Source organism: Nocardioides sp. CPCC 206348, assembly GCF_048654705.1.
GTDB lineage: Bacteria > Actinomycetota > Actinomycetes > Propionibacteriales > Nocardioidaceae > Nocardioides.
In genome coordinates, this window is sequence record NZ_JBMCZA010000243.1 from 130445 (window position 1) to 135029 (window position 4585).

Consider the following 4585-nt stretch of genomic DNA (forward strand, 5'->3'; position numbering starts at 1 on the left):
TTCGGCGAGCACGGCGGCCATGGCCTCGGCGTCGCGGGCGTCGGTTGCCGCCAACAGGTTGAGGAAGCCGTGCTGCTCGAAGCCCGTGTCCGGGTCCGTGTTGCGCAGCGCGTGGTGCAGCCCCGCGGTGGCCTTGAACGGCACGCCCGCAGCGACGAGGGCCTGCACGGTCGCGGCGAGCTCGGCCTCGTCGGGGTACAGGTCGGCGCGGACGCCACCGGTGCGCAGCTTCGCGAGGTACGACGTCCCGGCCAGGTCCGCGATGACCGCGTCCCGTCGGTCGTCGCGCGGGATCTCGACGTGGACGGTGACGCCGGCGGGCTCGCCGATCGCGGCACGCAGCCCGGCGACGCTGGCGTCGGTGACCTCGAGGCCCACGATGCGGATGCCGTCGGGTGCGGCATCCAGCGCGGCAGCCGCCCCCTCCGCATCGGGTACGACGACAGCGACGTCGAGCGGGCCTGAACCGGCAAGAGCGGGCAGTGCGGCAGCGGGCACCACCAACGGACCGACCAGGTCGGCGTACCAGCTCTCCCGGTGGCGTCGGTGGGCGACGACCGCCTCGGCGAGTGGCAGGTTGCCGGGCGGGAAGACGGCGGCGTCATCGAGGACGAGGGGAATCATTCGGACGCACCCCGCACCCAGGAGGTGACGTAGAGGCCGTCGTCCGACGCGGTCCCGGCCTCGCCGAGCTCGAGCGGGCGGAACGTGTCGACCATGACGGCGAGCTCGTCGAAGAACTCCACGCCGATGGACTTCTCGTAGGCGCCGGGCTGCGGACCGTGCGGGTGACCGCCCGGGTGCAGGCTGATCGAGCCGGGCCCGATGCCCGATCCCTTGCGGGCTTCGTAGTCGCCGGCGACGTAGAACATCACCTCGTCGGAGTCGACGTTCGAGTGGTAGTACGGCACCGGGATCGACAGGGGGTGGTAGTCGACCTTGCGCGGCACGAAGTTGCAGATCACGAAGTTGTGGCCCTCGAAGACCTGGTGCACCGGCGGCGGCTGGTGCACGCGGCCGGTGATCGGCTCGAAGTCCGCGACGTTGAAGACGTAGGGGTAGAGGCAGCCGTCCCAGCCGACGACGTCGAACGGGTGGTGCGGCAGCACGTGCACGGTGCCGGCGATCCCGCCGGGGCCGGAGCCGCGGTGCTTGATGAAGACCTCGACGTCCGTGGCGTCCGAGTCGTCGAGGAACACCTCGCCGGGCACCCGCAGGTCGCGTTCGCAGTAGGGCGCGTGCTCGAGCAGCTGCCCGAACTTCGACAGGTACCGCTTCGGCGGACCGATGTGGCTGTTCGCCTCGATGACGTAGAGCCGCAGGGGGTCGCGGCCGGTCGGCACCCAGCGATGCGTCGTGGCGCGGGGCAGGATGACGTAGTCGCCCTCGCCGGCCTCCAGCGCACCGAAGACCGTCTCCACCACGGCGGTGCCGGACTCGACGTAGACGCACTCGTCGCCGATCCCGTTGCGGTAGAGCGGCGAGGCCGCACCGCAGACGACGTAGCTGATCCGGACGTCACCGTTGCCGAGCACGAGCCGGCGTCCGTTGACGGCGTCCGTCGTCTTCCACCCGTCGCCCGTGAAGAGGCCGTGCAGGGCGAGGTGGCGGGGGATGAGCGGGTGGTTCGGCGTCGTGGCCTGGTCGGGCAGGTCCCACGTCCGCGCCTCGACGACGGCCGACGGGATGTGCCGGTGGTAGAGCAGCGAGGAGTCCGACGAGAACCCCTCCTCACCCATCAGCTCCTCGAAGTAGAGGGTGCCGTCGGGCGCACGGTGCTGGGTGTGCCGCTTCGGCGGCACATTCCCGATCCGCTGGTAGTGGGCCATCAGAAGTTCCCGCGACGTTCCTGCTCGCGCTCGATCGCCTCGAAGAGCGCCTTGAAGTTGCCCTTGCCGAAGCCGAGCGAGCCGTGCCGCTCGATGAACTCGAAGAACACGGTCGGCCGGTCACCGAGCGGCTTGGTGAAGATCTGCAGCAGGTAGCCGTCCTCGTCGCGGTCGACGAGGATGCCGCGCTTCTGCAGCTCCTCGACCGGCACCCGCACCTCGCCGATCCGGCTGCGGAGCTCGGGGTCCTCGTAGTACGAGTCCGGGGTGGCGAGGAACTCGATGCCCTCGGCGCGCAGCCGGTCGACGGTGTCGAGGATGTCGTTGGTGGCCAGTGCCAGGTGCTGGGCACCGGGGCCGTCGTAGAACTCGAGGTACTCGTCGATCTGCGACTTCTTCTTGGCGATCGCCGGCTCGTTGAGCGGGAACTTCACGCGGTGGTTGCCGTTCGCCACGACCTTCGACATCAGCGCCGAGTAGTCGGTCGCGATGTCGTCGCCGATGAACTCGGCCATGTTCGTGAAGCCCATGACCTTGTTGTAGAACTCGACCCAGTCGTCCATCCTGCCGAGCTCGACGTTGCCGACGATGTGGTCGAGGGCCTGGAACAGCCGCTTCGGCGCACCTTCGCGCCTGGTGAAGGTGGAGGTGCGGGCGACGTAGCCGGGCAGGTACGGACCGTCGTACTGCCGGCCGTCCACGGTGCGCTGGACGAGGCTGTGCCGGGTGTCGCCGTACGTCGCGATCGCGGCCATCCGGACCGTGCCGTGCTCGTCGGTCAGGTCGTGGGGCTCCTCGATGACCGTCGCGCCGGCCTTGCGTGCCTGCGCGATGCAGCGGTCGACGTCGGGCACCTCGAGGGCGATGTCGATGATGCCGTCGCCGTGCTTGCGGTGGTGGTCGAGCAGCGTGCTGCTCGGGTCGACGCCGCCCTTGAACACGAAGCGGACGGCTCCGCTCTTGAGCACGAACGCGACGTGGTCGCGGTTGCCCGTCTCGGGGCCCGAGTAGGCGACCAGCTCCATGCCGAACGCGGAGATGAAGAAGTGGGCGGTCTGGGTGGCGTTGCCGACCGACCACACGGCCGCGTCCCAGCCGGTGACGGGGAACGGGTCCTGGTGGTCGTCGTACTCGACGAGGCCGACGAGCTGCTTCAGGGTGTCGAGGTCGAGCTCGGCGAGGCGCTCTTGGCTGGTGAGGGTCTCCTGGAGGGACATGTGAGCAGCACAACAGACTGGCCAGAGCCTCACAACCTGCCTATTGGCGGGTAGGCAATCCGGCCAGTTCTGCCGGTTCGGACGTGCTCGAACTGTGCAGAAAGGCTACTTTGGAGCCATGGCTGCCGGACCGCACCCGCTCGATGAGATCGACCTCGCGCTGCTGACCGCGCTGACCGAGCACCCGCGCGCCGGCGACCTCGAGCTGTCCCGGATCACCCAGGTGGCCCGGGCGACCGTGCAGAGCCGGTTGCGGCGGCTGGGCGAGGCGGGGGTGATCGCCGACTGGGACCCCACGATCGACGTCGCTGCGGCCGGGTTCGAGGTGCAGGCCTACGTCACCCTCGAGATCTCCCAGGGCGCGCTCGACGAGGTGTCGGCCGACCTCGCGGCGATCCCGCAGGTGCTGGAGGCCTACGTGACGACCGGGTCCTTCGACGTGCTGTGTCGGGTCGCGACCCGTTCCCACCCCGAGCTCCAGGCAACGCTGGTGCGGATCGACCAGTCCTCGTCGGTCGTGCGCTCGACCAGTGTCATGGTGCTGTCCGTGCTGGTCCCGCCGCGGGTGCTGCCCCTGCTGGCCGCCGCCGAGACCGCACCCAGCCGGCGCGCGCCGGCGTACCGCAAGGGCTGAGCCGGTGAAAAATGAGAGCCGCCGCAGGAGTCTCGGGTCTCCTACGGCGGCGATAGAAGGTTGCCAGATCCGGGCCCGGATTGTCTCGGGATCGCAGGTAAAATCCTCGCCTGCGGAACCCTCACAATTCAGAACTGGCTGAACTGCAGGGCGAGCTTGTAGTCGGTGGTCATGTAGTTGACCAGGGACTGCAGGTTCTTGTCGTCGACCTTGGTGTTGGTGGTGCCGACCGTGACGCCCACGACGTTGCTGACAACGCCGCTGTTCCACTTGCCCTGCACGAAGTTCGGGAACTGTGCCTCGGCGCGCAGGTCGAAGTCCTTGTCGGTGAGGGCCGCGTCGGCGGCCTTGGCGTGGGCCTCGGTGTCGAACACCAGGGCGATGTAGGTCACCCGCGCCTTGCCGTTGAGGGCGGCGTAGGTCCACTGCACGGCGTACTCGCAACGCTGCTGGGTCAGGGCCGAACCCTCCTCGACCGGTCCGCAGGTGTCGTACTTCCACGACTCCAGGTACTTCGCGTCGTGCTCGACGTCGCCGAACTTGAAGTTCCAGTTGTCCGCGAACTCCGCGGCCTCGACGTCGATGCGGGCCGCCGGTGGGTCGCTCCCGTCCTCGGTGGGGGAGTACGGCGTCGCGGGGGTCGTCGCGCTCGACGGATCGGTGGGCGTCGGGGTCGCGTCGGTCGTCGAGGTGCTCGACGCGGTCGTGCGGTCGGTGCCCGCCTCCTTGTCGTCGTCGTCCCCGCCGCGGATGACGAGGACGGCCGCCACGATGACGCCGACGACGAGGAGCATCGCGAGAGCGACCAGCCCGAGGACCAGCCCGGTCCTGCTCTTCTTCGGCGGACCGCCGAACCCGCCGCCGTACGGGGCGAAGCCGGGAGGTCCCTGGGGCGGGAAGCCCGG

The 4585-nt window shown here is 69.4% G+C and carries 4 protein-coding genes and 1 pseudogene; 1 reads left to right on the plus strand and 4 read right to left on the minus strand.

Annotated features, from left to right (window positions below; all coding sequences use genetic code 11):
* The 3 genes from ACOADB_RS29020 to hppD form a co-directional block, all read right to left on the minus strand.
* Positions 1–624 (minus strand): hypothetical protein (locus tag ACOADB_RS29020; RefSeq protein WP_378607472.1); only part of this gene is annotated, 624 nt, incomplete at its 3' end.
* Positions 621–1829, minus strand: coding sequence for a homogentisate 1,2-dioxygenase (locus ACOADB_RS29025; RefSeq protein WP_378607475.1), 1209 nt, complete (start codon positions 1827–1829; stop codon positions 621–623). The genes ACOADB_RS29020 and ACOADB_RS29025, both read right to left, overlap by 4 nt.
* Positions 1829–3046, minus strand: a complete 1218-nt coding sequence (hppD, locus tag ACOADB_RS29030; RefSeq protein WP_378607478.1) for a 4-hydroxyphenylpyruvate dioxygenase — start codon at positions 3044–3046, stop codon at positions 1829–1831. Before hppD ends, ACOADB_RS29025 begins: the two co-directional genes overlap by 1 nt.
* A gap of 118 nt (positions 3047–3164) precedes the next feature.
* On the opposite strand from hppD, the gene ACOADB_RS29035 reads away from it, so the two are divergent.
* Positions 3165–3680, plus strand: coding sequence for an Lrp/AsnC family transcriptional regulator (locus ACOADB_RS29035; RefSeq protein WP_378607480.1), 516 nt, complete (start codon positions 3165–3167; stop codon positions 3678–3680).
* A gap of 128 nt (positions 3681–3808) precedes the next feature.
* On the opposite strand, the pseudogene ACOADB_RS29040 reads toward ACOADB_RS29035, so the two are convergent.
* A pseudogene (locus ACOADB_RS29040) lies at positions 3809–4585 on the minus strand (hypothetical protein); the annotation flags it as partial.

Excerpts from the sequence above, each read along its gene's own strand:
- hppD (WP_378607478.1), bottom strand. The coding sequence starts at position 3,046 with ATGTCCCTCCAGGAGACCCTCACCAGCCAAGAGCGCCTCGCCGAGCTC.
- ACOADB_RS29035 (WP_378607480.1), top strand. The coding sequence starts at position 3,165 with ATGGCTGCCGGACCGCACCCGCTCGATGAGATCGACCTCGCGCTGCTG.
- ACOADB_RS29025 (WP_378607475.1), bottom strand. The coding sequence starts at position 1,829 with ATGGCCCACTACCAGCGGATCGGGAATGTGCCGCCGAAGCGGCACACC.